Genomic DNA, 25,368 nt, shown 5'->3' with positions numbered 1-25,368 from the left:
CGGCCGGGCTCAGCGGGAGAACAGCACCGACCGGACCAGGACCTTCGTCGGGGCGGCCTTGCCGGGCGGGACGACGAAGAAGGCGTCGCTGCTGCAGTCGTCGTCGGCGAAGAGGGTCACGGTGGCGTTCGTCCGGTTGACCGCGGCGTAGGCGAAGTCGGCACCGTCCGGCAGCTTGAGGGTGATGCACTGCTTGCCGGGCGGGTCGAACAGGGCCGCACGCTGGTTGAGTTCGTTGCCGGGGTTGAAACCGTAGGAGAAGACCCCGGCGGCGGCGTAGGCGGAGGTGGGGGTGGTCAGGGCGAGTACGGCCGCTCCGAAGGCGGCGGCGACGGAGGTGCGCAGGCGCATCTCGTGACTCCTCGTGGTTGTCGGTGTCGAGCAACTACTCGGAGTGAATATGGCTCAGCGTATGGCGTCTTTCCCGGCGCCGCCCCGGAAACACCCCTGGTGGCGTAGCGGGCCTGCGCCGTTCGCGGCGGCCCTGGGCCGTTCGCGCGGGTCCTGGGCCGTTCGCGCGTACTCTTCGTCGTCCGCGCCGGTCAGGCCCCCGGGCCCGGCCGGAGACTGATCAGCCGTCAGGTGCCGGGTGTGCCTGCGGACAGGCTCGGCATGCCCGGAAGCTTGAGCTTGCCCTCGGCCTTGGTGAAGGTGTCGGTGGGCCCGTCCTTCCAGCTCACCTTCAGCTTCCTGCCGTCGGCGCCCGGCTTGACGGTGCCCAGGGTGCGGGTGGTGTGGCCGCCCATGCACTTCAGGGCGATCACCGTGGGGCCCGCCTTCTCCACCTTGCCCTGGCAGGCCGACCCGGTGTCCGCGCCGAGTCCCAGCGAGGCGATGCCCCGGTAGATCACGAGGGTGAGGTGCGAGTCGCCGGTGGTGGCCGTCCAGGCACCGTCGAGGCCGCTGGTGCCGCCACCGGTCGAGCCGTCACCGGTCGGCCCGTCACCGGCCGGGCCGTCGGGAGCCTGTGAAGAGGTGGCGGCCGGTGCCGTGCCCGCTCCGCCCGCCGTGTCGCGCTTGCCGTCTGCGCCCCGGCTGCCGTCTCCGCTGCCGCCACAGCCGCTGAGCAGCAGCGCGGCCATGGAGGCCGTCCCGGCGATCTGCACTGCCTTGCGCACGTACGTCTCCTCCGTTGTGGGGCAGGGAGACGTGAGGCTAGCAACGCGGCGTACGGTCCGGGCCTGTGACGGACGGGGCCGGAGCGATTGCGGCAGCGCCGCTACGAGGTTGACGCGCTGCCGTGACCTCCGGGCGTCTCATCCGCCGCCGTCACCGCCGCCGCCGTCACCGCCGCCACCGCTGCCGGCGGCCTTGTCCTGGAGGACCGCGGACGCCACCGCGCGGGCGATCCAGTCGTCGCGGACCAGCGCCTTCAGACCGCGGCGCACGGCCCGCCGGTCCCGGCCCAGCTCCAGCTTGCGATCCAGTTGGGTGGCCGACACCAGAGCGGCCAGCACCCGGTCGCGCGGGTCCGTGAAGCCGCTGGCCAGCGCGCCCTTGAAATGCGCGCGGGCCGGTCCGGCGAGGTCCACCGGTCCGGCTGCCAGACGCTCGTAACGGAACACGCCGAGCGCGCGCCGGGACTCCCGGCGGACCGCGCCGCGCTGTTCCAGCCGCTGCCGGCACGCCTCGTCGACGCCGCGCGCCGCGGTCCGCACCCAGCGCTTGGCCTTGGCCTCGCCGCGCTTGCCGGGGACGGACAGCGTGGCCAGCGCCGCGTCCAGCACCAGGTCACCGAGGGGCAGCGGACTGCCCACCAGGATCCGGCCGCCGCGGCCCTCGGTGACCCGCCCGGCCCGGGCCAGCTCCGCGAGGGCGGCGCCGGCCAGGCCGTACCGCAGGTAGGACGGAGGGTTCAGCGGCTTGCCGCGCGCCGGGTCCAGGGCGAGGAGCAGCAACTCCTCGGGCAGGGTGGGCCCGCGGTCCGCGCCGCCCCACCCGCTCCCCGCCCCGTACCCGGTCATGGCGTACGCGCCGGCCGGATGCGTCCGGTGACCTCGCCCAGGCCGACCCGGGAGCCGTCGGGCCCGGGCGCCCAGGCGGTCAGCGTGACCTCGTCGCCGTCCTCCAGGAACGGGCCCTTGCCCTGGGTGAGTTCGAGGAGGCAGCCGAGCTGGTCCGGCTCCGGACCGGAGACCGTGCCGGACGCGTAGAGGTCGCCGGTGCGCAGCGAGGCGCCGTTGACCGTCATGTGGGTGAGCTGCTGGGCGGCGGTCCAGTACATGGCGGAGAAGGGCGGGCGGGCGACGGTCTCGCCGTTGATGTCGACCTGGATGCGCAGGTCGATGCCGCCCGGTTCGGCGTCCGAGTCGTCCAGGTAGGGCAGCACGGGCACGTCACGGGCGGGCGGTGCCGTACGGGCGTGGTCCAGCGCGTCCAGCGGCGTGATCCACGCGGACACGGAGGTCGCGAAGGACTTGCCGAGGAAGGGGCCGAGCGGCACGTACTCCCAGGCCTGGATGTCGCGCGCCGACCAGTCGTTGACCAGGCAGACGCCGAAGACATGGTCGCGGAAGCCGGCCAGGCCGACCGGCTCGCCGAGCGCGGACGGGGTGCCGACGACGAAGCCGATCTCCGCCTCGATGTCCAGCCGCCGGGAGGGCCCGAAGGTGGGCGCCGCGTCGGCGGGTGCCTTGCGCTGGCCGCTGGGCCGTACGACCGGGGTGCCGGAGACGACGACCGTGCCGGCCCGGCCGTGGTAGCCGATGGGCAGGTGCTTCCAGTTGGGGGTGAGCGCGTCGGCGTTCGGCCGGAAGATGCGGCCGACGTTGGTGGCGTGGTGCTCGCTGGCGTAGAAGTCGACATAGTCCGCGACCTCGAACGGCAGGTGCAGCGTCACCGCGTCCAGCGGGATGAGCAGTGCTTCGGTGGTGGCGCGCTGCGCGGGGTCGGTGACGGCCGTGCGGACGGCCTCCCGTACGGCCTGCCAGACGTCGCGGCCCGCGGCGAGCAGCGGGTTCAGGGTCGGTGCGGTGAGCAGGGCGGCGTGCGGCGAACCGGAGGTGGTGGCGAGTGCGTCGAGGTCGAGCACGTGGTCGCCGTGGCGCACGCCGATGCGGTGCCGCGTCGGCTCGTCCGCCGTACTGAAGACGCCGTAGGGGAGGGTGTGCGGCCCGAAGGGGTGGTCCTCGGGCAGGTCGAGCGGGTGGTGCTCGGACATGTACGGCTCCTCGCGTGGTCTCTCGCGTGCGTCGTCACCTGTGGCCGCGGACCCGGCCGGCGGGCCGGCGGGCTCTTTCGATCAGATTACGGCCCAACGGGCCGCGAGGGGATACCCGGCCGGACAGCGGGCACCGGCGCGGAGGTGGCCGGGACAGCGGCGGACCGAAGGGTGCATTGACAGAAGAGAAACAGAAGTGAGCGAAAGGAGTTGGCAAAGCGCCATAAAAGAGTTCGTAATGTCTGGAAAGACGGTACCGGGACGGTCAGTTCGGTTCTAACTTCCTTGCGGGGCGTGGCCGGGGCGGGACGCGCGCCGTTGGGGGGTCAGGTGGCTCGGAGCAGTACGGCGTTCGCGGTGGACCGGACCGTTCCGGGGCTCATCGTGAAGATCGGGGACTATCCGCTGCACCACGGCGGGGTGGGGGCGATCCGCAGTCTGGGACGCCTCGGCGTCCCCATGTACGCCATCACCGAGGACCGGTTCACCCCCGCCGCCACCTCACGCTACCTGCACGGACGCTGCGTCTGGCCGACCACCGGACGCGAAGACCCCCAGCAGCTCGTCGAGGTGCTGCTGCGCATCGGCAAGCGCATCGGCCGGCCCACGGTCCTGATACCGACCGACGAAGAGGCCGCCGTCCTGACCGGTGAATACGCCGACGTCCTCAGCGGCCACTTCCTGCTCCCCCGTACCGCAGCGGGCTTGCCGCGCCGCCTGGCCAGCAAACAGGGGCTCCACGAACTCTGCGTCGAGCACGGCATACCGTCACCGGCGTCCGCCTTCCCGGAGTCGCTGTCGGACGTCGAGCACTTCGCCGCGCGGGCGCGCTTCCCGGTCGTGGCCAAGAACCGCGAGGCGTTCCAGCGGCGCCGGCACCCCGCGGTCGCCGGCACCACCCTGATCACGGGGCCCGACCAGCTCGTCGGTCTGGCCCGCGACTGGGGCCCGCGGCCGGACGTGATCCTCCAGGAGTACCTGCCGCGGGAGGAGGCCGAGGACTGGATCGTGCACGCGTACTTCGACGCGGACAGCACCGCGCTGAGCCTGTTCACCGGGGTCAAGGTGCGGTCCTGGCCGCCGCACGCGGGCATGACGGCCTGTGCGTACGTCGTCGACAACCCCGAACTGGCCGAGCTGACCGCCCAGTTCGTCAAACGCGTCGGCTTCAGCGGCATCGTGGACCTGGACTGGCGCTACGACCGCCGGGACGGCGCGTACAAGCTCCTGGACTTCAACCCGCGGATGGGGGCCCAGTTCCGGCTGTTCGAGAACGAGGCGGGCATCGACGTCGTACGGGCCCAGCACCTGGACCTGACCGGCCGGAAGGTCCCGGAGGCGGAACAGCGCGCCGGACAGCGGTTCGTCGTGGAGAACATCGACCTGCCCGCGCTGCTCGCGTACCGCCGCAGCGGCTACACCACGCCGCACGCGCCGAGCCGCGCCACCGGCACCGAGCTGGCGTGGCTGGCCGCCGACGACCTCAAGCCGTTCTTCACGATGCTGGCCCGGTTCGTCGGCCCCGGGGCCCGGCATCTGGTCGCACTCCGCCGGGCGAGCAGACGCGCGCGGGCGATGAACGGGGGATCAGTACGGCCGTTCCCCGCAAGGGCAGTGGGGGGCACTGCCGGACCAGCAGCAACACCCTGGGGAGGGGAACGCACGTGAACACTCCGGTAGCAGTCGTCGGAGCCGGTCCGTACGGCCTGTCGACGGCGGCGCACCTGCGCGCGCGGGGCGTGCCCGTACGCGTCTTCGGCCGGCCGATGGTGAGCTGGCGCGAGAACATGCCCGCGGGCATGCTGCTCAAGTCGACACCGGCGGCGTCCACCATCGACGCCCCGCAGCCCGGGCACACGCTCCAGGACTTCTGCGACGCGACGGGCGGGCGGCGCTACGAGTCCGACTGGGACATCCTCCCCGTCGAGACCTTCGTGCGGTACGGCGAATGGTTCCAGGAACGGCTGGTTCCCGACCTGGAGCAGGTCCGGGTCGTCTCGGTCGACCGGCGGTCCGGCGGATACGACCGGCGTTCCGACGGATTCGAGCTGAAACTGGACAGCGGTGAACAGTTCCGGGCCCGCGCGGTCGTCGTGGCCACCGGACTGACCGGCTTCGCCCGGCTGCCGCGTGAGCTGGCCGCGGCGGTGCCGGACGGGCCGTCCCCCACCGGGCCGGTCTCGCACAGCTCCCAGCACCGCGACCTGTCGGCCTTCGCGGGCCGGGACGTGGTGGTGGTCGGCGCCGGGCAGTCGGCGCTGGAGAGCGCGGTGCTGCTCGCCGAGTCCGGCGCCCGGTCCGTACGGGTCGTCGCGCGCGGGCGTGCGGCGGTGGGCTTCGGCGCGCCGCCGGACCATCAGCCCAGGATGCGGCCGGAGACACCGTTCGGCAACGCGTGGTCGCTGTACGCGTTCACGTACTACGCGGGCGGCTTCCGCCACCTGCCCGCACCGGCCCGCCGCTACCTGGTCCGCCGGGTGCTGGGGCCGCTGGGCGCCTGGTGGCTGCGGGACCGCTTCGTGGGGCGCGTCCAGGTCACGGCCGGGCAGCGGATCGTCCGGGCCCGCGTCGAGGACGGCCGCCCGGTCCTGACGCTGCGCGCCCCCGACGGCCGCACCGGCGAACTGGCCGCCGACCACGTCCTGGCCGCCACCGGCTACCGCGTCGACCTGGCGGCGATGGACTTCCTCGGCCAGGGTCTGCGCACCGGCGTCACGGTGAGCGGCGGAGGGCCCCGACTGGACGCGGGCTTCGGCTCGTCCGTGCCGGGCCTGCACTTCACGGGCCTCCCGGCGGCGGCGTCCTTCGGGCCCGTGATGCGCTTCGTCTGCGGTACGGAGTTCGCGTCCCGGCGCGTGGCGGGGGCGGTGGCGCGGTAGGAGGAGCGGTACGGGGGAGAGCGCCGGCGTCTGAACGGGGGCGTGGGCGCGGCTCTGGGCGCGGCCCTGGGCGGGAGCCCGGGAGGTGCCCCCGAGCGGATGCCTGCCCGGAAGGGCTGACGAGCACCCCGCCGCGAAGTGGCCGGGGTGCGCCGTCCTGTCCGGAATCCACCGGTGTCCGAGGTGCGAGAAACGTGTTCGCCATGCGGACGCGGGCGGGTGTCGAACGGGCTCGCACACCGTTCGAGCGTCTCGGAGGGGCGGGCGCTCACGGTGATCCAACAGCGACCGGATACGCTGGCCAATGGTGGAGACAGCGACAGATCGACAATCCGTTTGATCGTCAGCAGACAGGAGTACCCCTCGTGACCGTCGTCGGGCCCTTCGGGCTGAGCGTGCGGGACCAGGCTCTTGAGGCCGATGTCCAGGCCGGGTTGGCGGCTGTCGAGGAGGGCCTGCTGGAGGCCACCAAGAGCGACGTGCCGTTCATCACCGAGGCCGCGCAGCACCTCGTCCGCGCAGGTGGCAAGCGGTTCCGGCCGCTGCTGGTGATGCTCGCCGCGCAGTTCGGCGACCCGCACACACCGGGCGTCGTCCCCTCGGCCGTCGTCGTGGAGCTGACGCACCTGGCGACGCTGTACCACGACGACGTCATGGACGAGGCGGACGTGCGCCGCGGGGTGGCCAGCGCCAACGCCCGCTGGGGCAACTCGGTGGCCGTGCTGACCGGCGACTTCCTCTTCGCGCGCGCCTCGCACATACTGGCCGACCTCGGTCCGGAGGCCGTCCGTATCCAGGCCGAGGCGTTCGAACGCCTGGTGACCGGCCAGATCCTGGAGACGGCGGGTCCGCGGGACGGCCGCGATCCGATCGACCACTACCTGGACGTGATCGCGGGCAAGACCGGCTCGCTGATCGCCGTCGCGGGCCGCTTCGGCGCGATGATGTCCGGCGCCGACGAGACGACCGTCAACATCCTGACCCAGTACGGCGAACGTCTCGGCACCGCCTTCCAGCTCGCCGACGACGTCCTGGACATCGCCAGCGACTCCCGCGAGTCCGGCAAGACGCCCGGCACGGACCTGCGCGAGGGCATCCCGACCCTGCCCGTCCTGCACCTGCGCGCCCTGGCCGACGGCGCACACGGCACCGACAAGGACCGCGAGCTGCGCGACCTGCTGGCCGGCGACCTGACCGACGACGCCCGGCACGCCGAGGCGCTGGCCGGGCTGCGCGCCCACCCGGCGCTGGAGCAGGCCCGCCGCGACACGGTGCGCTACGCCGAGGAGGCGCGGGCCACCCTGGCGCCGCTGCCGGAGTGCATGGCGAAGGCCGCGCTGGAAGGGCTGTGCGACTCGGTGGTGCACCGGGCGGGGTGACCTTCGGTAACCCCTAGGGTCCGTCTCTGTCTTTGGTCATACCGGTTCCCCCGCGCGGCCGTGGCAGCTCCACCCACGGGAGTACGCGAGTTGGCCCCCGGGGCTGACGCGTCCGGCTGGCCGGTTTGGTGGGATGGAGAACACCACGCCGCGGCGGAACGGGTCACAATGAGCCCGGGAGTGGGACGAGTGCGTCGCGCAGCAGGCCGCCGCTTACGACGGAGGTAAGGCACATGCCACGGAACCAACCGGCACAGGTCACCGACGAATGGGACGGGGACGGGGGGCGCTCCGCGAAGCGCCGCAGAATGATGCGGTACGCCGTCCCGGCCGCCGTCGTGGGCCTCACCGCGGCCTCGATCGGGCTGGTCCCGGCGTTCGCCGGCTCCGGCTCACCGGACCTGCCAAAGATCTCCGCGCAGGACTTGATAGCCAAGGTCGCCGCGTCGGACGTGCAGCAGCTGTCCGGCACGGTCCGTACGAACACCGACCTGGGACTGCCGTCCCTGTCGGGCGCCGGCGCCGGTGCGTTCGGCGGCGGCTCCTCGGGCCAGGGCGGCAGCGGTACGGGCGACAAGGACGGCAAGGGCGCCTCCGCGAGCCCGCAGAACCAGCTGATGGACCTGGCGTCCGGCTCGCACACGCTGCGCGTCGCCGCCGACGGGCCGGACAAGCAGCGGGTCTCGGTCGTCGGCAAGGCCGCCGAGTACAACCTCGTGCACAACGGCCGTGACGTCTGGGGCTACGACAGCAAGAGCAACACCGCGTACCACAGCACCATCCCGGCCGGAGCGGGCAAGGACGGCAAGCACGGGAAGCACGGTACGGACGGCTCCGGCAAGGCCGGCGACCTGAAGAACGCCACCCCGCAGGAGCTGGCCAAGAAGGCGCTCGACGCGGTCGGCGACAGCACCTCGGTGACCGTCGACGGCACGGCCAAGGTGGCCGGACGGGACGCGTACCAGCTCTCGGTCAAGCCGAAGCAGGCCGGCTCCACGGTCGACTCGATCCGGATCTCGGTGGACGCCGAGACCGGCGTACCGCTGAAGTTCACGCTCACGCCCAAGGGCGGCGGCGCCGCCGCGATCGACGTGGGCTTCACCTCCGTCGACTTCGCCAAGCCCGCGGCCGGCACCTTCGACTTCAAGCCGCCGAAGGGCGCCGAGGTCGTGGACGGCGACAAGGCCCGCGCGGAGCAGCGTGCCAAGGGCGAGCGGACGGCCGAGGACCTCCAGGGCATCCTGGGGCAGTACGGCCTGAGCGGCAAGAACGCCGCGAAGGGCAAGGGCGGCGTCGACGTCATCGGCTCCGGCTGGACCTCGATCGCCCACGTCAAGGGCGCCGGCTCCGGTCTCTCCTCGGCCAACGGCAAGGGTGCGTCCGGTGACGCGGCCAAGCTGCTGGACAGCCTGGGCGAGAAGGTGGACGGAAAGTTCGGCTCCGGCCGGCTCTTCAGCACCCGCCTGGTCAACGCCCTGGTGACGGACGACGGCTCGGTCTACGCCGGTGCCGTGGACAAGGAGTCCCTGATCAAGGCGGCCGAGTCCGCCAAGTGACGGTCGGGGCGCGGGGCGGGGCCGCACGGTCTTGCCCCGCGCCCGGGACCGCGGCGCGACCGGCCGCGCCCACAGCGGGCGACCACAGGTGTGACCACATGGGGGACCGATGACGCAGCCGTCCGCCGGTGACCGGGTGATCGAGACCCGGGGGCTGACGAAGACCTACCGCGGCGGACAACTCGCCGTCGACCGGCTCGACCTCGCGGTACCGCGCGGCAGCGTCTTCGGCTTCCTCGGGCCCAACGGCTCGGGCAAGACCACCACCATCCGCATGCTGCTCGGCCTGATCGAGCCGTCGGCGGGCAGCGCCCGGCTGCTCGGCGAGCCGATGCCGCGGGCCGCCCGCCGGGTGCTCCCCAGGGTCGGCGCCCTCATCGAGGGACCGGCCCTGTACGGCTTCCTCAGCGGGCGGGACAACCTGGTCCGGTACGACGCGGCCGACCCGGCCACGGACCCCCGCACCCGCGCCCACCGCGTGGACCACGCGCTGGAACGGGTCGGGCTGGCCGCCGCCGCCCGCAAGAAGGCACGCGCCTACTCGCTCGGCATGAAGCAGCGGCTGGGGCTGGCCGCGGCGCTTCTGCAGCCCCGGGAACTCCTCGTGCTGGACGAGCCGACCAACGGCCTGGACCCGCAGGGCATGCGCGAGATCCGCTCGCTCGTCAGGGAACTGGCGGGCGACGGCACCACCGTCTTCCTCTCGTCGCACCTCCTCGACGAGATCGAGCAGGTCTGCACGCACGCCGCCGTGATGGCCCGCGGCCGGCTCGTCACCCAGGGCACGGTCGCCGCGCTGTCCGCGGGCACGCGGGGGCGGCTGGCGGTCGGCACGCCCGACACCGCCGACGCGGTGCGGGTGCTCAAGGAACACGGGGTGACCGACCTCGTGACGGCGGAGGAGCGGGTGACCGGGGAACTCCCGGCGCCGAACGACGGGCCGCCCGACCTGGCGGAGGCCAACGCCGCTCTCGTACGGGCCGGGGTGCGCGTACGGGCCTTCGGCGTGGAGCGGGCGTCCCTGGAGGACGTCTTCGTGCAGCTGACCGGGGAGGGTTTCGATGTCGCGGGTTGAGATGGCGGGGGGCGCGGAGGCTTCAGAGGGCGCGGGCTCTTCCGGGGGCGCGGGTTTCTCCGGGCACGCCGGGGGCGCGGGGGCCGGGAGCGCGGCCGTACGCCGTGCGCCGCGGCCGCTGTGGTCGCTCGGCCTGCTGCGCAACGAGATCGGCACGACCTTCCGGCGCTGGCGCACCCTCGCGCTGCTCGCCGTCCTCGCCGCCGTACCGGTCCTGATCGGTGTCGCCGTCAAGATCGAGACGAGCGGTGAGGGCGGCGGGTCGGGCGGCTCCGGCGGCGCGGCGTTCGTCTCGCAGATCACCAACAACGGTCTCTTCCTGGTCTTCACCGCGCTCGCCGTCACCCTCCCGGTCTTCCTGCCGCTCGCGGTCGGCGTGGTCGCGGGGGACTCCGTCGCCGGCGAGGCGCACGCCGGGACGCTGCGCTACCTGCTCGTCGCCCCGGCCGGACGGACCCGGCTGCTGCTGGTCAAGTACGCGACGACGCTGACGTTCTGCCTGGCGGCGACGCTGGCGGTGGCGGTGTCGGCGCTGGTCACCGGCGCGCTGCTGTTCCCGGTCGGCGAGGTGACGCTGCTGTCCGGGACGAGCGTGCCGTTCGGCGAGGGGCTGCTGCGGGCGCTGGCGATCGCGGTCGTCGTGGCGCTGTCCCTGGTGGGCGTGGCGGCGATCGGCCTGTTCGTCTCGACGCTCACCAACAGCGGCATCGCGGCGATGGCCACCACCGTCGGCCTGCTGATCGTGGTGCAGATCCTGGACAACATCCCGCAGCTGCACGCGATCCAGCCGTACCTCTTCTCGCACCACTGGCTGTCCTTCGCCGACGTGCTGCGCGAGCCCGTCTACTGGGACCAGCTCCAGAAGAACTTCGGCCTCCAGGCGCTGTACGCGGCGGTCTTCGGCTCCGCCGCGTGGGCGCGCTTCACGGCGCGGGACGTCACGGCCTGAGCCGCGCCGCCCCGCGCCGTACGGTCACGGCCCGACGGTGCGGCCGGCCGTCAGAAGGTGAGCTTCCAGCTGTCGATGTAGCCGGTGTCCTGCGGACCGAGGTCCTGCACCCGCAGCTGCCAGGTGCCGTCGGCCGGCTCGGCGGACGCGTCGACCGTGTACGTGGTGATCACGTTCGGCGCCGAGTCCGAACCGCTGGAGTTCTTCAGCCGGTACGCCTGCCCGCTCGGCCCCACGAGGTCGATGGCCAGGTCACCGCGGTAGCTGTGCTTGATGTCCACGCCGGCCTGGAGGGTGGCCGGCGCGTTGCCGGTACGTCCGGAGACCGTCACCGGTGAGGTCACCGCGGCGCCCGCGTCCGGGATCTGCACGTCGTCGGTGTTCTCGAAGACGGTGCCGCCGGGCGGGGTCGTCGTACCGACGCCCAGCGTCCACACCGCGTGGGCGACGGCGTCGCTGTTGCGGTCCAGGGCGGTGTCGTTGATGTTCGACGACGTGTCGCAGGAGCGGTGGTAGCAGCGGTCGAAGGGCTGGCCCGCCGTACCGCCCCACTTCTGCGCCTGCGCGGCCGTCTTGGTGTAGTCGGCGCCGGAGAACAGGCCGCCCACGGGGATGCCGACGTTCTTGAACGGCGCGTGGTCGCTGCGGCCGTCGCCCTCGGTCTCGATCTCCGTGGGGACGTTCAGCGAGGCGTAGTACGCCTTGAACACGGCCTCGATGGCGCGGTCGTCGTCGTAGACGAAGTAGCCGGGGTTCGGAGAGCCGACCATGTCGAAGTTCAGGTAGCCGCTGAACTTCGACCGCTCCGTCGCGGCCAGCCGGCTCACGTAGTACTGCGAGCCGCGCATCCCCAGCTCCTCGGCGCCCCACCAGCCGAACCGCAGGTGCTTGGCGGGCTTGGCGCCCGCGCGGGCGACGGCCAGCGCGGTTTCGAGGACCGCGGCCGAGCCGGAGCCGTTGTCGTTGATGCCGGGGCCCGCGCTGACGGAGTCCAGGTGCGCGCCGGCCATCAGGACCTGGTTCGGGTCGCCGCCGGGCCAGTCGGCGATCAGGTTGTAGCCGGTGGTGCCGCCGGTGGTGAACTGCTGCACGCTGGTGGTGAAGCCCGCGGCGTCCAGCTTGCCCTTGATGTAGTCGAGCGAGGCCCGGTAGCCGGGCCGGCCGTGGGCCCGGTTGCCGCCGTTGGCGGTGGCGATCGACTGGAGCTGGCTCAGGTGCGCTTTGACGTTGGCCACCGGCAGGTCGGGGGCGGCGGCGGTGCTGACGGCGGGGGCGGCGGAGCGGGCGGCGGCAGGCGCGGCGGTGGCCGTACCGGCCGCCCCGGGTATCGCAACGATCAGGCCGAGTACGGCACCGGCGGCAGTCAGCCCGAGGCCGCCGGGACGAGGGCCGCCGCCGCGGCCAGATCTTCGAAAACGCCTGGTCGCGCAGGGCCTTGCGGCATTCCATGACATGAGGGGTCTCCGGATTCCGAACGTGGAGTGAACGGACCGTGCATGGCGCGAAGCTGATGCTCGGTGCGCCGCGCTCCGCTGGCAAGGCGGAATCCGGACACCCCGACCCGCATATCGTTCTGCGGCGGATCAGCGCTTGGCGGCACCCAGCTCCGGGACGGGTTCGGAGGTGGCTGCCGGGGCGAGTTCGGGGGTGGCTGCCGGGGCGGGCCGTGCGGCGGCCGTCTGGGAGGGCTGCGGGGCCTGCGCCGCGGTGGCCGGGGTCAGGGCCGCGGCCGTCTCCCCGACCACTTCCCGGGCCGTCTTCCGGGCCGTGGCCAGCGCCGTACGCGCGGAACGGGCGGCGCGCGCCGCGTCGTACGTCAGCATCACCAGCGCCAGCCAGACGAGACCGAAGCCCGCCCAGCGCTCCACCGGCATCTCCTCGTGGAAGACCAGCAGGCCCAGCGCGAACTGGAAGGTCGGCGCGAGGTACTGGAGCATCCCGAGCACGGTCAGCGGCAGCCGCACCGCCGCCGCGCCGAAGGCGATCAGCGGCAGCGCGGTGGCCACGCCACAGCCCATGAGCAGCAGCGTCTGCCCCACTCCGCCGGTCAGGAACCCGGACTCGCCGCGCGCGCCGAGGAAGGCCAGGATGCCGAGCGCAGGCAGGAACTGCATCGCCGTCTCGGCGCTGAAGCCCTCGATGCCGCCCAGCTTCACGCCCTTCTTCACCAGGCCGTACGTGGCGAACGTGAGGGCCAGCGCCAGGGAGATCCAGGGCACCTTGCCGTACGCCACCGCCATCACGACCACCGCGGCGGCACCGACGCCCACGGCCGCCCACTGCAGCGGCCGCAGCCGCTCACGCAGCACCAGTACACCGAAGGCGATGCTGACCAGCGGGTTGATGAAGTAGCCCAGGCTGGCTTCGAGCACGTGCCCGGCGTTGACCGCCCAGATGTACAGGAACCAGTTGACGGAGATGACCGCGGCGCAGACCAGCACCATGCCGAGCCGCTTGGGCTGCCGCACCAGCTCCCGCACCCAGGACCAGCGGCGTATCGCGGCCAGGATCACGACGGCGACCGGCAGCGACCACACCATCCGGTGGGCCAGGATCTCGGTGGGGGCCAGGTCGCCGAGCAGGTGCCAGTACAGCGGGAGCAGGCCCCACACCACGTACGCGGCCGTGCCGTAGACGAGTCCAGTGCGCTGTTCATTCTGGGGTTGCAAGGGGCCCTCCGGAGGAATGCTGCTCCATCTGCGCCGACGGTGGCGCGGGTCGCGTTCTGAAGGTAACGCCGGACGGCCCGGCTGTCATGTCCGTACCGGGATACGGTCATGACGGGTGGCGGTGCGCGGCGGACGAAAACGACGGTGCCCGTACGGGACGTCCGAAGACGCTCCGTACGGGCACCGGAAAGCCCGTGACCGGCGGTTCAGCCGACCACCGTCCAGGTGTCGTTGCCGGCCAGCAGGGAGGCCAGATCGCCCTTGCCCTTCTGCTCGATGGCGGTGTCCAACTGCTCACCCATGAGCGTGTCGTACACCGGGCGGTCCACGTTGCGCAGCACACCGATGGGGGTGTGGTGCAGCGTGTCCGGGTCGGCGAGGCGGGACAGGGCGAACGCGGTGGTCGGCGAGGCCTGGTGCGCGTCGTGGACCAGCACGGCGTCCGCGCCCACCGTCGCCACGTCGACGACCTTCAGGTCACCGGTGGCCGGATCCCGCACCACGCCCTTGGAACCGAGGCCGTCCTCGGCGAGCGCGCCGAAGCGGATCGGCTGCCCGTGCTCCAGACGGATCACGGCTTCCTCGGCCTGCTGCTTGTCCTTGAGGACCTCGAAGGCGCCGTCGTTGAAGATGTTGCAGTTCTGGTAGATCTCCACCAGCGCCGTGCCCGGGTGGGCGGCGGCCGCGCGCAGCACGCCGGTCAGGTGCTTGCGGTCGGAGTCGACCGTGCGGGCCACGAAGGACGCCTCGGCGCCGATGGCCAGCGACACCGGGTTGAAGGGCGCGTCCAGCGAGCCCATCGGGGTCGACTTCGTGATCTTGCCGACCTCGGAGGTGGGGCTGTACTGGCCCTTGGTCAGGCCGTAGATCCGGTTGTTGAACAGCAGGATCTTGAGGTTGACGTTGCGGCGCAGCGCGTGGATCAGGTGGTTGCCGCCGATGGACAGCGCGTCGCCGTCACCGGTGACGACCCACACCGACAGGTCACGGCGCGAGGAGGCCAGGCCGGAGGCGATGGCCGGGGCGCGGCCGTGGATGGAGTGCATCCCGTACGTGTTCATGTAGTACGGGAACCGGGACGAGCAGCCGATGCCCGAGACGAAGACGATGTTCTCCTTCGCCAGACCGAGCTCGGGCATGAAGCCCTGCACGGCGGCGAGAACCGCGTAATCACCGCAGCCGGGGCACCAGCGCACTTCCTGGTCGGACTTGAAGTCCTTCATGGACTGCTTGGCCTCGGCCTTGGGCACCAGCGAAAGCGCCTCGATCGACGAGGTCCCCTCCGCGATCGTCTCAGTCATTGATGGCCTCCTTAAAGACCTCCGCAAGCTGCTCGGCCTTGAACGGCATTCCGCTGACCTGGGTGTAGGAGCGGGCGTCGACGAGGTACTTCGCCCGCAGCAGTGTCGCGAGCTGGCCGAGGTTCATCTCCGGTACGACCACCTTGTCGTAACGCGCCAGCACCGCGCCGAGATTCCGCGGGAAGGGGTTGAGATGGCGCAGATGGGCCTGTGCCACCCGCCCGCCGTCCCGCCGCACGCGCCGGACGGCCGCGGTGATCGGCCCGTACGTCGAGCCCCAGCCCAGCACGAGGGTGTCGGCGCCCTGCGCGGCGGCGGCACCCTGTCCGTCGTGGACGGCCGCCTCCACCGTCGGGTCGTCGACCTCCAGGTCCGGGACCTCGATGCCGTCGATCTTCGCCTGGCGGGTGCGCACCATGAAGTTGTGGTTGGCCGGGTCGTAGGAGATGTTGCCCGTGCCGTCCTGCTTCTCGATGCCGCCGATCCGGTGCTCCAGACCGGGCGTGCCGGGCACCGCCCACGGGCGGGCGAGGGTCTGCTCGTCGCGCTTGTACGGCCAGAACACCTCGGTGCCGTCCGCCAGCGTGTGGTTCGCGCCGGAGGCGAACTGCACCCGCAGGTCGGGCAGTTCGTCGACCTCCGGGATGCGCCACGGCTCGGAACCGTTGGCCAGGTAGCCGTCGGACAGCAGGAAGACCGGCGTACGGTACGTCAGCGCGATGCGCGCCGCGTCCAGCGCCGCGTCGAAACAGTCGGCCGGCGTCTTCGGCGCCACGATCGGCACCGGCGCCTCGCCGTTGCGCCCGTACATCGCCTGGAGCAGGTCGGCCTGCTCGGTCTTGGTGGGCAGGCCGGTGGACGGGCCGCCGCGCTGGATGTCCACGATGACCAGCGGGAGTTCGAGGGAGACCGCGAGTCCGATGGTCTCCGACTTCAGCGCCACACCGGGGCCCGAGGTGGTGGTCACCGCGAGCGCACCGCCGAAGGCGGCGCCCAGTGCCGCGCCGATGCCGGCGATCTCGTCCTCGGCCTGGAAGGTCCGCACGCCGAAGTTCTTGTGCTTGCTCAGCTCGTGCAGGATGTCCGAGGCCGGCGTGATCGGGTACGAGCCGAGGTAGAGCGGCAGGTCGGCCTGCTGCCCGGCGGCGATCAGGCCGTACGACAGGGCCAGGTTGCCGGAGATGTTGCGGTACGTCCCCGTCGGGAACGCCTGGGTGGCCGGCGCGACCTCGTAGGAGACCGCGAAGTCCTCGGTGGTCTCGCCGAAGTTCCAGCCCGCGCGGAAGGCGGCGACGTTCGCCTCGGCGATGTCCGGCTTCTTGGCGAACTTCTGCCGCAGGAACGCTTCGGTGCCCTCGGTCGGCCGGTGGTACATCCACGACAGCAGACCCAGCGCGAACATGTTCTTGGAGCGCTCGGCCTCCTTGCGGGAGAGCCCGAACTCCTTGAGCGCCTCGATCGTCAGCGTCGTCAGCGGCACCGGGTGGACGTTGTACGCCTCCAGCGACCCGTCCTCCAGCGGGCTGACGTCGTAGCCCACCTTCGCCATCGGCCGCTTGGTGAACTCGTCCGTGTTGACGATGATCTCCGCGCCGCGCGGCACGTCCGCCAGGTTCGCCTTCAGCGCGGCCGGGTTCATCGCCACCAGGACGTTGGGCGCGTCGCCGGGGGTGAGGATGTCGTGGTCCGCGAAATGCAGCTGGAAGCTGGAGACGCCCGGCAGGGTGCCGGCGGGGGCCCGGATCTCGGCGGGGAAGTTCGGCAGCGTCGACAGGTCGTTGCCGAAGGTCGCCGTCTCGGAGGTGAACCGGTCGCCCGTGAGCTGCATACCGTCACCGGAGTCGCCCGCGAACCGGATGATCACCCGGTCCAGGCGACGTACCTCTTTACCGCCGTTTTTACCGCCGTCTGTACCGCCGTGTGTACCGCCGTTCTTCCCGCCGTCGGCGCCGGTCCCGGGAGCCTGCGGCTCCCGGGTGAGCGCTCCGTCGGCCTGCTCGGCTTGGCTGCTGACCTGGCTGGTCACTGCTTCGGACCTCCCTCGGGGCGGTGGCTCGGGACTCGTCGTGCCGACCGGTCGTCCCACGAACATCGTACGTGGGTAAGGGTCGCCTTCCCTGGGCCGATCACATGATGGACGTGGACATGAGACAGCACTCTGTCAGGAATTGTCATGAAACAACCGCCCCCCGGCCCCCTTCTCCAAGACGCTCGCGCCTAGGCCTTTGGTTCTACTCCTCAGGTCCCGGCCACCCCCCGGGGCCGCCCGCAGCCTGCGTGACCGACAGCGTGTCGGATTCTCAGGAACCGAGATACCGCAGGACGGCCAGCACCCGGCGGTGATCCCCGTCACTCGGCGACAGGCCCAGCTTGAGGAAAATGTTGCTGACGTGCTTCTCCACCGCACCGTCGCTCACCACCAGCTGCCGTGCGATCGCGGAGTTCGTCCGCCCCTCGGCCATCAGCCCCAGGACCTCCCGCTCCCGCGGCGTGAGGTTCGCCAGCACGTCCTGCTTACGGCTGCGGCCGAGCAGCTGCGCGACCACTTCGGGGTCCAGCGCGGTGCCCCCCTCGGCGACCCGGACCACCGCGTCGACGAACTCCCGCACTTCGGCTACCCGGTCCTTGAGGAGATAGCCGACGCCGTGACTGGATCCCGCGAGCAATTCCGTCGCGTACTGCTCCTCCACGTACTGCGACAGCACCAGCACCCCCAGCCCCGGGTTATCGCGCCGCAGCCGGATCGCGGCCCGCACCCCCTCGTCCGTGTGCGTCGGCGGCATCCGTACGTCCGCCACCACCACGTCCGGCAGCTCGTCCTCGGCCGCCAGCTCCCCGATGACCTTGAGCAACGCCTCGGCGTCACCCACCCCCGCCACGACGTCGTGCCCACGGTCGGTGAGCAACCGGGTCAGGCCCTCCCGAAGCAGCACCGAGTCCTCGGCGATGACCACCCGCACCCTGTCCTCCACGACTCTTCCCGCCCCCACGTCTTGATATGTCCCCACCCTGCTGCGCCCCCAGCATCCCAGCATCCGATCCCGGCCGCCCCCAGCCGCCCCGAATCGACGGGTGGGACTCCGGACGGGACGGGGCGTCATTCGGGATCGGCCAGGGGCTGCGTCGGATGGGGCGGGCGGTGACGGATGCCATTCCGGACGGGGTGGGAGGGGAGGAGAGGGGGAGCGGTTGAAGGCCGGGGCGAGTTGCGGTCCGGGCTGCCGGGCTGCCGGGCTGCCGGGCTGCCGGGCTGTCGGGCTGTCGGGCTGTCGGGCTGCCCAGGCCGACCGAACCGCCCGGACCACTCAGGTGGACCGGGCGCGGGCAGGTGGAACGGTCAGCCCGGCCCGGCCTGGTCCGGGCGGCCGGGTCAGGCGCGCCAGGGGAGGTCCGCCGTGATGGTGGTCGGGCCGCCCGGAGGGGAGTCGACGACCAGGAGGCCGTCGACCGCGCTGAGCCGCTCGGCCAGGCCCGCCAGCCCGCTGCCGGTCCCCGTGCTCGCGCCCCCCTGCCCGTCGTCCGCGACGAGCACCATGAGCCGGTCCGCCACCTGCCACACGTCCACGGAGGCGCTGCTCGCCCGGGCGTGCTTGGAGACGTTCTGGAGCAGTTCGGAGACGGTGAAGTAGGCGATGCCTTCGATGGCGGCGGCGGGGCGGTGGCCGAGGTCCACGGAGACCTTGACCGGTACCGTGCAGCGACCCGCCAGCGAGGTGAGGGCCGGGCCCAGCCCGCGGTCCGTGAGGATCGCCGGGTGGATGCCGCGCGCGAGGTCCCGCAGCTCCTGGAGGGCGATCTTCACCTCGCCGTGGGCCTCGCCCACCATCTTCGCGGCGGCCTCCGGGTCCTGCGCCAGCTTCTCCTTCGCCAGGCCCAGGTCCATCGCCAGCGACACCAGCCGGGCCTGCGCGCCGTCGTGCAGGTCCCGCTCGATACGCCGCAGGTCGGCGGCGGCGGTGTCCACGACCACCCCGCGGTCCGTCTCCAGCTCCGAGACGCGCGTGGCGAGCAGGGAGGGACCGAGCAGTCCGTGCACCAGGACGCGGTCCACGTGCGTCAGGCCGCGTATGACCCACGGTCCGGCCAGGACCAGCAGCAGGCCGAGTCCGCTGGCTGTCGCCATGCCGGTCGGGGAGTCCAGGTAGAGGCCGTCTCCCCGGCCGTTGCCCCACAGCTGGATGCCCGGCTGGTCGAGGTAGGCGGGGAACGTCCACTGCCACAGCGGGTAGAGGAACAGGGACCAGGCCACCGTCCAGAACGTCACCGCGAAGACGAAGGCGAAGGCCGCCCAGGGGAAGTGGAGTATCGAGTACAGGAGATGGCGCCAGGAGACGCCGCTCTTGAGCACCGCGCAGACCCAGCTCATCACCCCCGGCTTGGCGGCACGCACCGGTGCCGGGTGCTCCACGTCCAGATCCAGCAGGGCGCGCGCCCGGACACGCTCCAGGTTTCCGAACCCCCGGCAGCCGATCAGTCCGGCCGCGAGCACCGGTATGCCCAGGAACGTGATCAGCAGGCCCGCACCGACCGAGATCATGGTGACGGCGTAGCTGAACATGACGCAGGCCACCGGGAGGCTCAGGAGGAGGTAGAGGAACTCCCGCCAGGTACGGCCCGCGAACGGGGCTCGCAACGCCATGGGCACGCGCGAGGCTGCTGGTGAGGGGGAGTGGGGTCCGTAGGCGGTGTCCATGGTCGCGTCGTCCGTTCTGCCAGGTCCGGGTCGGCCTGCTGCCGGCGCCGTGCTGCCTCCGGCAGCGTCCAGCTGCTGCCGCGTCGACGGATCCGCTGCGTCCGGCTCTGTCGACCACCTCCAGACTCCGCGCTCGGCGCCTTCCGCACCATGAGGGAAAGCGCAGTCTTCACCCTGGGGTTTTCCCCACCCCCCTCGGCGGGCGGAGGCGCGGTCCCTCCGTTCCCCTGTTCCTGCTAGCCCCGCTCCTGTTCCTGCTAGCCCCGCTCCCGCTAGCCCCGCCCCTGCTTGCCCCGTCCGCGCGCCTTCCCACCGCCGCGCGCCGTCGCCCCCTGACCCGCGCCTTTGCCGACGGCCCGGCGGCCGTCCTCTTCCCCCTCCCGGCCCCGCCACGGCAGCTCGGCCGTCACCCGCGTCGGTCCGCCGGCCGGTGAATCGAGGACGAACAGCCCGTCCACCGACCCCAGCCGCTCCGCGAGCCCGGCCATCCCGCTGCCGCCGTCCAACCGCGCACCGCCCCGCCCGTCGTCCTGGACCTGGATCAGCAGCCGGTCCTGGGCGCGCCACAGCTCCACCTGCGCCGCCCGCGCGCCACTGTGCTTGGAGACGTTCTGGAGCAGTTCGGAGACGGTGAAGTAGGCGATGCCCTCGATGGCCGGCGCAGGCCGCTGCGCTATGTCCACGTCCACCGTGACGGGCACCGTGCAGCGACCCGCCAGCGAGGTGAGGGCCGGGCCCAGTCCGCGGTCCGTGAGGATCGCCGGGTGGATGCCGCGCGCGAGGTCGCGCAGCTCCTGGAGGGCGAGCTTCACCTCGCCGTGCGCCTCGTCGACCATCTGGGCCGCCGCGTCCGGGTCCTCCAGCAGCTTCTCCTTGGCCAGGCCGAGGCCCATGGCCAGGGCCACGAGCCGGGCCTGCGCCCCGTCGTGCAGGTCACGTTCGATCCGGCGCAGGTCGGCGGCGGCGGTGTCGGAGACCGTCGCGCGGTCCGTCTTCAGCTCGGCGATCCGCCGCTCCAGTTCGTCGGAGGGCGACAGCAGGCCGCGCACCATCATCCGGTCCACGTTGGTCAGTCCGCGCGCGATCCAGGGCAGAGCGGGCCAGAGCAGCAGGAGCGTGACGATCGTCAGCGGAAAGGTCAGGATCGACCACGGCAGCCGGATGAACGCGTACAGCGCGTGCCGCCACCCGACCGGGTCCTTCAGGCGCAGCCACAGCCAGGTGAAGAAACCGTTCCCCGCCGTGTGCAGCGGGCTGGGCTCGTCCACCCGCACACCCAGCAGACACCGTGCGCGGGCGCGCTCCAGCTTCCCGTACTGACGGCAGACCATCAGCCCCACCGCGAGCAGCGGCAGTCCCACGACGGTGACGGACAGCCCGATGCCCGCCACCAGCCAGACGGTCAGTACGGCGAAGGCCAGGACGCCCAGCGGGAAGTCGGTCAGGAGGTGGGCGACCTCCCGCCAGGTCGCGGGGGCCAGCGCGGCCCGCGGCGGCGGCAGGGGATCGCCGTCGCCGTGCCGGTGGCCGTGACCGGCGGTGCCCGGCACCGGGGCGGTCCCTCCGGAAAGGTGATCGTGGCGTCGATCGTGAGCGGAACGTGCGGTCATACGCCCTAGCTTGCCGGTCGCCACCCGTGGCGACCATGGGGGACATCGGTGCTCGGGGGTGGGGTTTTCCTCACCCCGCCACCCCGGACCACGGCGGCCACATCGGGCGCGGCTTGTGCGAAGGCGGGCGCGACAGCTTGGATCTCCGACATGAGTGAGCACCAGCAGGGACCGTACGGGCAGCAGCCGCCCTACGGACAACAGGGGCCGTACGGACAGCAGCCCCCCTACGGACAGCAGGCACCGAACGGACAACAACCGCCCTACGGGCAGCAGCCGCCCCACGAGGCGTACGGGCAGGGGCAGGCCCCCGGATACGGCGCGCCGGGGTACGGAGCACCTGGATACGGGGCACCTGGATACGGGGCGCCTGGATACGGCGCGCCGGGACAGCCGGGCCACCCCCCGTACGGAACACCGCAGGCGGGCGGGCCGCCCATAGGCATGCTGGCAGGCCGGGGGGCGCGGCTCGGCGCGCGCGCACTGGACGGGCTCTTCCAGACCGCCGCGGTCATCGTCGTCCTCGTGGTGGTCGGCATCATCCAGGCCCTGCTGCCGCGCGGTGCCGGAGCGGGCATACCGACGGCCCTGGCCGGGATCGTCGGCGTCGTCGCGGCGCTGTTCTACGAACCGTTCATGAACTGGAAGTACGGCGCCACGTTCGGCAAGCGGATCTGCGGCCTGCGGATCGCCCGGCTGAACGACGGGGCCGACCTGTCCTTCGGGCAGGCGGTGGGACGTTGGGCGGTGGTGTTCCCGATGGGGTTCGTGCCGTTCCTGGGGCTGCTCAACGTGCTGTGGTGCTGCTGGGACGAACCGTTCCGGCAGTGCTTGCACGACAAGGTGGCCGGCACCGTGGTGGTCAAGCGCGTGTAGACGCGGGTCAGGAGCTGCGGGGGCAGCCGAGGGCGGGTGGCCGGGAGGCGGCTGGCCCGAGGCGGGCTCCCCGGGCAGGTGCCGGGGCGGGTGCCCGGCGGCAGGTGGTTCCGGGGCGGGGGAGGCGAGTCGTATCGTGTCGCGGTGCGGTGCGGTGGGGTGGATTCCGGTTCCAGTACGGGAATCCGGTTCTAGTACGGGGGCGTGGTCGGCATGGTGAACGCTGAAGCCGGGCAGCGGGTGACGTTGCGACGGCTGGTACTGGCGGGCGAACGGCGGCGGGTCGACCTGGTCCTGCCCGCCCACGAGCCGATCGGCACGCTGCTGCCCGAGATCCTGCGGACGGCCGGCGACCGGACGGCGCACGAGCCGCTGACGTGCCGTCTGGTGACAGCGGGCGGAGCCGTGCTCGCGCGGAGCGAGACGCTCGCCTCCGCGCAGGTGGCGGACGGGTCGGTCGTACGCCTGGTACGGGATCCCGGCGCGCCCGCTCCCTCGGCCGGGCAGGGCGGAGCGGGCGATACGGCCGGCGGCCTGAGCGGACATGCCGAACGCGGCGGCCGCGTGGGCCGTGAGGGCTACGAGAGCCGTGAGGGCCGCACGAGGCATGAGGGCTACGAGGGCCGCGAGGGATACGACGGCCGCGGCGGGTACGTCTGGCAATGGGACGAGCGGAGCAGGACGCGGGCGGCGACCGTGGCCGCTGTACTGCTCGCGGTCGTCATCGGCCTGTTCGCAGGCGGCCGGTACGGGCTCGACCGGGCCGGACTGTGGCTCGGCCTGGCGGCGGTGGCCGCGGCCGGAGCCGGTTCGGCGGCGGCCGGCCTCCTGCCGTCCAGGAAGGCGCTGGGCACCGCACTGCTCCTGGTGGGCGGGACGCTCGGCGTGTTCGCCTCCTGGGGCGCGACATCGGGCGGCGCCGCGCGCCTGGCCGCTGCCGGGCTGACGGTGGCGGTCGTCCTCGCGCTGCTCGGGCTCTGTACGGGCCTGGGGCGGGGCGGACTCGTCGGAGCGGCGGCCGTCGCGGTCGCGGTCGGAGTGTGGGAGATCGGGCTGGCGGTCGCCGACCCGGCCCGTACGGGTGTCGCGCTGGGCGTGGTCTCGGTCCTCATCCTGGGCCATCTGCCGCGGCTCGCGCTGGCGTCGGCGGGGCTGACGCGTCTGGGCGACCACCACTCCGGAGGCGCGCCGGTCAGCAGGTACCGGGCCGCGGCGGCGCTGGGCGCCACCCACCGCGGGCTCCTCCCGGCCGCCGTCACCGCGGCCGGCTCGGCCGGGGCGGCCGGGGTGCTGGCCGTCGGCGGCGCCGGGGACGCGTCCGGTTCGGCGGACGGCTGGGCGGTGGCGGCCGCGGTGCTGCTGAGCGTCGTGCTGTTCTCGCGGGCGCGGGCCTACCCGCTGGTCCTGGAGGTCGTGGCGCTGCTGGTGGCCGGTGCGGTGGTCTGCGTACGGCTCGTCCTGCTGTGGGGTTCCGACGGCGGGAACCCGGCCGCCGCGCTGACCGTGTCGTGCCTGCTGATGGCGCTCCCGCTCGCCGCCCTCGCGGTGCGGCCGCCGGAGCGCGTACGGCTGCGGGTGCGTCGCCTGATGAACCTGGCCGAGCTGGTGAGCGTGGTGGCACTGATTCCGGTCGCCGCCGGGGCGTTCGGGGTGTACGGCGGTCTGCCGGACATGTTCTGACCAGCCGGCCGGCCGCGAAGGACCGGCCGGGTCGACGAAAATGAGCGGCCGCGACGGCCGGCCGGAGCGATCAGTCCGACCAGAAGGGGCGGCGGAGGGTTCATGTCGGGACAGACGGGGCAGTCAGGGCATTCGGGGCAGCCAGGACAGTCGGGGCAGTCAGGGTGGCCGGGGGAGTCGGGACAGCCGGTTACGGGTCAGGTGGGTCAGGCAGGACAGGAGGGGCAGTCTGGGCAGACGGGGCCGATGGTGCCGCCGATGCCTGGGTACGCGCCGGGGGCGGGCGGCGGCGCGATGCCGGGAGGCGGTGCCGTGGGTGGCGGGGCGGTGCCGACGGCTCCGAAGGGGATGCCCGGTGTCGTACCTGCGGCGCCCGTGCCGCTGTCCAAGCCGTTGCCCGAGGCGCGGTCCGCGACCGGTTTCGCGCCAGGGGTCGCGTCCGTACCCGTACCCGCCGTGCCCGTCATACCGGCCCGTCCGGCCGGCCATTTCGGTCCGACCGGTCCGGTCGGCCCCATGAACCCGGCCACCCCCACCCCCGTCCACCCCTCCACCCCCACCCCCGTCTCCGTCCCCGTCCTGCCGCCCGAGTTCGACGGTGTGCAGGCCAAGCCCCGGCACGGCGAGACCGTCGCCCGTAGGGCCGGGCGGGCGCTGCGGCGGGTGTTCGCCTCCTCCGCGGCGGCCGAGACCGAGGCCGTCACACGTGCCGCGCACGCCATCCAGCAGCCCGTGACCACCGGCCGCCAGCTGGCCGTCTCCAGCATCCGCGGCGGCGCGGGCAAGTCCACGGTCGCCGCCCTGCTGGCCCTCACGTACGCGCACTACCGCGCGGACCCGGTGCTCGCGGTGGAGGCCGACCCGGCGCTGGGCACGCTGCCGCACCGGCTGGGCGTACGGGAGGTGCGCTGGTCCGGCACCGATCTGGCGCAGATCGTCGACCCGTCCATGCTGATCACCGACCTGACCGGTTACCTCCTGCCGTTCACGGGCGGCGGCTGGCTGCTGCCCGGCAGCCAGGGCTCGATCGGTACGCGGCTGGACGTCGACACCTACCGCATCGTCATGACCTCGCTGCGCCGCCATTTCGCGACCACGGTCGTGGACTGCGAGACGCTGCCGGCCGAGGTGGCGCGTACCGCGCTGGTCACCACTCAGGCGCGGGTCCTGGTGACGCCGGCGACCGTGGAGGGCGTACGGGCGACCAAGTCCGTACTGGAGTGGATGGGCGGGGTGCACCGCGGGCTGCTGCCGACCGCCGTCGTCGTGCTCAACCACACGTCACCCGACGGGGGCATCGACGTACGCAAGGCCGTCGAGCACCTGGGGGCGGGCGGCGCGGCGGTGCTTCCGCTGCCGTACGACCGGCATCTGGCCGGCGGCGGTGCCGTCCGTACGGAGCTGCTGGGCGAACGGACGCGGGAGGCGGCGGCGCGACTGGCCGCCGAGGTGATGGACCGCGCGGTCTCGCGCGGGCCGGGCCGGCAGCGCGAAGGCTGAGCCGTCGCGCGCGGTGCCACGGGGGACGTGTGCGGTCCCGC

The 25,368-nt window shown here is 72.7% G+C and carries 20 protein-coding genes; 9 read left to right on the top strand and 11 right to left on the bottom strand.

Features of this window, described 5'->3' with window-relative positions:
* Positions 1-9 precede the first annotated feature (9 nt).
* The 4 genes from JXZ78_RS25975 to fahA all read right to left on the bottom strand — a co-directional run bounded on the left by JXZ78_RS25975 (position 10) and on the right by fahA (position 3,160).
* On the bottom strand, positions 10-351 hold the full coding sequence (locus tag JXZ78_RS25975) for a hypothetical protein (protein ID WP_030022219.1): 342 nt from the start codon (positions 349-351) through the stop codon (positions 10-12).
* Positions 352-578: 227 nt separating this feature from the next.
* Positions 579-1,118: a hypothetical protein gene (locus JXZ78_RS25970; protein WP_030022218.1), complete on the bottom strand. Its 540-nt coding sequence runs from the start codon at positions 1,116-1,118 to the stop codon at positions 579-581.
* A 138-nt stretch (positions 1,119-1,256) separates the two neighbouring features.
* Entirely contained in the window at positions 1,257-1,964 is a 708-nt protein-coding gene (locus JXZ78_RS25965) for a GOLPH3/VPS74 family protein (RefSeq protein ID WP_050502746.1), read from the bottom strand.
* Complete coding sequence (gene fahA, locus JXZ78_RS25960) at positions 1,961-3,160, bottom strand: fumarylacetoacetase (RefSeq protein ID WP_030022216.1); 1,200 nt, start codon at positions 3,158-3,160, stop codon at positions 1,961-1,963. Before fahA ends, JXZ78_RS25965 begins: the two co-directional genes overlap by 4 nt.
* Before the next feature lie 357 nt (positions 3,161-3,517).
* Here fahA and JXZ78_RS25955 point away from each other — a divergent pair, with 357 nt between their 5' ends.
* From JXZ78_RS25955 to JXZ78_RS25930, 6 genes are all read left to right on the top strand, one after another.
* On the top strand, positions 3,518-4,828 hold the full coding sequence (locus JXZ78_RS25955) for a carboxylate--amine ligase (RefSeq protein ID WP_238783377.1): 1,311 nt from the start codon (positions 3,518-3,520) through the stop codon (positions 4,826-4,828).
* Positions 4,825-6,039 (top strand): FAD-dependent oxidoreductase, encoded by a 1,215-nt coding sequence (locus JXZ78_RS25950; protein WP_030022214.1) that lies wholly within the window; start codon positions 4,825-4,827, stop codon positions 6,037-6,039. The genes JXZ78_RS25955 and JXZ78_RS25950 overlap by 4 nt, the downstream gene beginning before the upstream one ends.
* A gap of 365 nt (positions 6,040-6,404) precedes the next feature.
* Positions 6,405-7,418, top strand: a complete 1,014-nt coding sequence (locus JXZ78_RS25945; protein ID WP_030022213.1) for a polyprenyl synthetase family protein — start codon at positions 6,405-6,407, stop codon at positions 7,416-7,418.
* Between the two features lie 233 nt (positions 7,419-7,651).
* Complete coding sequence (locus JXZ78_RS25940; protein ID WP_030022212.1) at positions 7,652-8,974, top strand: LolA family protein; 1,323 nt, start codon at positions 7,652-7,654, stop codon at positions 8,972-8,974.
* A gap of 109 nt (positions 8,975-9,083) precedes the next feature.
* Positions 9,084-10,049, top strand: coding sequence for an ABC transporter ATP-binding protein (locus tag JXZ78_RS25935; RefSeq protein WP_030022211.1), 966 nt, complete (start codon positions 9,084-9,086; stop codon positions 10,047-10,049).
* The gene (locus tag JXZ78_RS25930; RefSeq protein ID WP_030022210.1) at positions 10,036-10,998 is read left to right on the top strand and encodes an ABC transporter permease; all 963 of its coding nucleotides are present in this window, start codon (positions 10,036-10,038) and stop codon (positions 10,996-10,998) included. The genes JXZ78_RS25935 and JXZ78_RS25930 overlap by 14 nt, the downstream gene beginning before the upstream one ends.
* A gap of 50 nt (positions 10,999-11,048) precedes the next feature.
* Here the strand turns inward: JXZ78_RS25930 and JXZ78_RS25925 are convergent, their stop codons facing one another.
* The 7 genes from JXZ78_RS25925 to JXZ78_RS25895 form a co-directional block, all read right to left on the bottom strand.
* Positions 11,049-12,452 (bottom strand): M28 family metallopeptidase, encoded by a 1,404-nt coding sequence (locus JXZ78_RS25925; protein ID WP_238783376.1) that lies wholly within the window; start codon positions 12,450-12,452, stop codon positions 11,049-11,051.
* Between the two features lie 129 nt (positions 12,453-12,581).
* The gene (rarD, locus tag JXZ78_RS25920) at positions 12,582-13,667 is read right to left on the bottom strand and encodes an EamA family transporter RarD (RefSeq protein WP_030022208.1); all 1,086 of its coding nucleotides are present in this window, start codon (positions 13,665-13,667) and stop codon (positions 12,582-12,584) included.
* Between the two features lie 206 nt (positions 13,668-13,873).
* Positions 13,874-14,968 carry a 2-oxoacid:ferredoxin oxidoreductase subunit beta gene (locus JXZ78_RS25915; RefSeq protein ID WP_030022206.1) on the bottom strand — a complete coding sequence of 365 codons (1,095 nt, stop codon included), beginning with the start codon at positions 14,966-14,968 and terminating at the stop codon, positions 13,874-13,876.
* On the bottom strand, positions 14,961-16,994 hold the full coding sequence (locus tag JXZ78_RS25910; protein WP_030022205.1) for a 2-oxoacid:acceptor oxidoreductase subunit alpha: 2,034 nt from the start codon (positions 16,992-16,994) through the stop codon (positions 14,961-14,963). The genes JXZ78_RS25915 and JXZ78_RS25910 overlap by 8 nt, the downstream gene beginning before the upstream one ends.
* A 274-nt stretch (positions 16,995-17,268) precedes the next feature.
* Positions 17,269-17,928, bottom strand: coding sequence for a LuxR C-terminal-related transcriptional regulator (locus tag JXZ78_RS25905; protein ID WP_279634523.1), 660 nt, complete (start codon positions 17,926-17,928; stop codon positions 17,269-17,271).
* Positions 17,929-18,338: 410 nt separating this feature from the next.
* Complete coding sequence (locus tag JXZ78_RS25900) at positions 18,339-19,661, bottom strand: sensor histidine kinase (protein ID WP_238783375.1); 1,323 nt, start codon at positions 19,659-19,661, stop codon at positions 18,339-18,341.
* 272 nt (positions 19,662-19,933) lie between these two features.
* Positions 19,934-21,271, bottom strand: coding sequence for a sensor histidine kinase (locus tag JXZ78_RS25895; protein ID WP_238783374.1), 1,338 nt, complete (start codon positions 21,269-21,271; stop codon positions 19,934-19,936).
* 150 nt (positions 21,272-21,421) lie between these two features.
* On the opposite strand from JXZ78_RS25895, the gene JXZ78_RS41150 reads away from it, so the two are divergent.
* From JXZ78_RS41150 to JXZ78_RS25880, 3 genes are all read left to right on the top strand, one after another.
* Positions 21,422-22,147 carry an RDD family protein gene (locus JXZ78_RS41150; RefSeq protein WP_157851666.1) on the top strand — a complete coding sequence of 242 codons (726 nt, stop codon included), beginning with the start codon at positions 21,422-21,424 and terminating at the stop codon, positions 22,145-22,147.
* Positions 22,148-22,360: 213 nt separating this feature from the next.
* Entirely contained in the window at positions 22,361-23,827 is a 1,467-nt protein-coding gene (locus JXZ78_RS25885) for an EsaB/YukD family protein (protein ID WP_238783373.1), read from the top strand.
* A gap of 516 nt (positions 23,828-24,343) precedes the next feature.
* Positions 24,344-25,327 (top strand): nucleotide-binding protein, encoded by a 984-nt coding sequence (locus tag JXZ78_RS25880; protein ID WP_238783372.1) that lies wholly within the window; start codon positions 24,344-24,346, stop codon positions 25,325-25,327.
* Positions 25,328-25,368: the final 41 nt, after the last annotated feature.

The sequence above is a fragment of the Streptomyces monomycini genome (assembly GCF_022271435.1).
Taxonomy (GTDB): domain Bacteria; phylum Actinomycetota; class Actinomycetes; order Streptomycetales; family Streptomycetaceae; genus Streptomyces; species Streptomyces monomycini.
Note: the sequence above shows the minus strand (reverse complement) of the source record. Positions and strands in the feature narration are given on the sequence as shown.